Origin of the sequence: Buchnera aphidicola (Cinara piceae) (assembly GCF_900699035.1) — a bacterium.
Taxonomy (GTDB): Bacteria; Pseudomonadota; Gammaproteobacteria; order Enterobacterales; family Enterobacteriaceae; genus Buchnera_F; species Buchnera_F aphidicola_AV.
Genome location: NZ_LR217741.1, coordinates 1 through 2,749, shown reverse-complemented (window position 1 = coordinate 2,749; position 2,749 = coordinate 1). Strand labels below are relative to the sequence as shown.

The 2,749-nt window shown below is 29.2% G+C and carries 2 protein-coding genes; both read left to right on the top strand.

What is annotated here, in order from left to right:
* Positions 1–343 precede the first annotated feature (343 nt).
* A complete protein-coding gene (locus tag BUCIPICE3303_RS02080; protein ID WP_154049453.1) occupies positions 344–1,921 on the top strand; it encodes an anthranilate synthase component 1 in 1,578 nt (525 codons plus the stop codon).
* On the top strand, positions 1,914–2,498 hold the full coding sequence (locus BUCIPICE3303_RS02075) for an aminodeoxychorismate/anthranilate synthase component II (RefSeq protein ID WP_154049452.1): 585 nt from the start codon (positions 1,914–1,916) through the stop codon (positions 2,496–2,498). The genes BUCIPICE3303_RS02080 and BUCIPICE3303_RS02075 overlap by 8 nt, the downstream gene beginning before the upstream one ends.
* The last annotated feature ends 251 nt before the right edge of the window (positions 2,499–2,749 follow it).

The window sequence follows — 2,749 nt, the reverse complement described above, 5'->3', positions numbered from 1 at the left end:
CCTGTGGATAACCTGTGGATAACCTGTGGATAACCTGTGGATAACCTGTGGATAACCTGTGGATAACCTGTGGATAACCTGTGGATGCATGAAATATGTGAAATATATATTTAGAAAAAAAATTTTATATTTTAGAATAGGTTAGAATAATATACATATTATAGGGATATATCTAATATAGATAGATGCAAAATAACTAATATATATTTTATAATATATATATATTATATATATGTTATATATATAAATAATAATAATAATAAATTGTTTACTATTAAAATATATTCATTTAATTTATCTGATTTAAAAGAGAATAATAAAAATAGAGATACAGGAAAAAAATATGAAAAAATCTTGTAAAATAGAAATTTGGGAAAAAAATACACGATATCATTCTAATCCTACAGAAATTTTTTACAGATTATGCTTTAAAAAAACGAATACATTACTTTTAGAATCGTCTGAAGATGAGAATAAAGAAGGGAGAAACAGCAAAATTATTGTTGACAGCGCTCTTCGTATTACAGCTACAAATAATAAAGCTATTTTGTACGCTCTTTCAGAAAATGGAAAATTTTTATTGACGTTATTAGATAAGATTATTCCTGATACTGTTACTGTTTTAAAAAAAGAATATCAACGAATAATATATTTTTTACAGGAACCGGTATATATAGAAGAAGGCAAACGACTTTTGCTTTCATCTGTTTTTGATTGCTTTCGTTGGTTAATACAGGTTGTAAAGGTATCTTCAGGATCTTTATCAGCATTATTTTTTGGTGGATTATTTTCATATGATTTAATTTATTCATTTGAAAAAATAATTCAAAAAAATAATAAGAATATATGTCCAGATTTATGTTTTTATTTAGCAGAATCAATGATTAATATAAATCATACAACTAAAAAATCTTCTGTACAAGTGCATGTATTTTCTTCTCATTTAGCTGAAAGAGATCGATTGTACAAACGCATGCAGAGTTTAGATCAGATAATACAAGAAAAGAATAATTTCTCATCTATTCCATTAGCTACTAAAAAAAAATTAAATATAACTAGTAACATGAATGATACAGAATATGCACAGATCATTAATAATATGCGTGTTTTTATTAAACAGGGGGAAATATTTCAGGTTGTCCCATCACGTCAATTTTATTGTCCATGTACATCTCCGTTATCTGTATATCATATTTTAAAAAATAATAATCCTAGTCCATATATGTTTTTTATGCAAGATGCTCAATTTATATTATTTGGTGCTTCTCCAGAAAGTTATCTGAAATATAATTCAGATAATCGAATGATTGCACTACACCCGATTGCCGGTACACGCCCCCGTGGATTATATAAAAATAGAAGTATTGATTTAGATTTAGATAATCGAATTGAATTATCTCTACGCACCGATCAAAAAGAATTATCTGAACATTTAATGTTAGTTGATTTAGCGCGTAATGATTTATCAAAAGTTTGTTGTACTAATAGCCGTTATGTATCTCAATTAATGAAAGTAGAAAAATATTCTCATGTTATGCATTTAGTATCACGTGTTGTAGGAACTTTGCAACCCCATCTCGATATTTTTCATGCATATCAATCTTGTATGAATATGGGCACATTAACTGGAGCACCTAAATTACGTGCTATGCAATTAATTGCTCAATATGAACCTGTACGAAGAGGAGTATACGGTGGTTCTATTGGATATTTTACTGGAAAAGGAACATTTGATGCATGTATTGTTATTCGTTCTGCATTTGTTAAAAATAACATTGCTACAGTGCAGTCTGGAGCAGGGGTTGTATATGACTCAGTTACAGAAAATGAAATACAGGAAGGAAAAAATAAAGCACAATCTGTTCTACAATCTATTTTTCATGCACATCATCATTTTAAAATAGGAAATTTTTATGTCTGATATTCTTCTACTTGATAACCTGGATTCATTTACCTATAATTTAGTTGATTCATTACAATCATTTAAACAAAGGGTTTCAGTGTATAGAAATTATACCCCTTTATCTATACTTCTATCTGCTATGGAATCTATGTATAACCCAGTTATTGTTCTCTCTCCAGGTCCTGGTTTACCTCAAAATTCCGGATGTATGTTGGAATTAATCGATCTAATAAAAGGAAAAATACCAATTCTTGGTATCTGTTTAGGTCATCAAGCGATTGTTCAGTCATATGGTGGTATTATTGATACAGCGCCTGAAACTATGCATGGTAAAACCTCTTGTATTATACATGACCAGAAAGATATGTTCTCTAATCTTCCTAACCCGCTATTAGTAGCAAGATATCATTCATTGCTATGTTACTCTATCCCGTCTTCTTTATGTATCAATGCGCGCTATAATAATACTGTCATGGCTGTTAAACAGAATTATGATCGTGTATGTGGATTACAATTTCACCCAGAATCTATTTTAACTCCTATGGGTTCAATATTATTGAATCAAATATTACTCTGGTTGCGTACAAAAAATTAGGTCAATAACAGATTGTATAAAAAGATATTAAACAAATTAATTGAATTTTTTAAAATATATTGGCGCATGTATTCAATAGATAATTATTCTCTTATAATTAAACATGAATACTTCACTAATATATCCTGTGGATAACCTGTGGATAACCTGTGGATAACCTGTGGATAACCTGTGGATAACCTGTGGATAACCTGTGGATAACCTGTGGATAACCTGTGGATGCATGAAATATGTGAAATATATATTTAGAA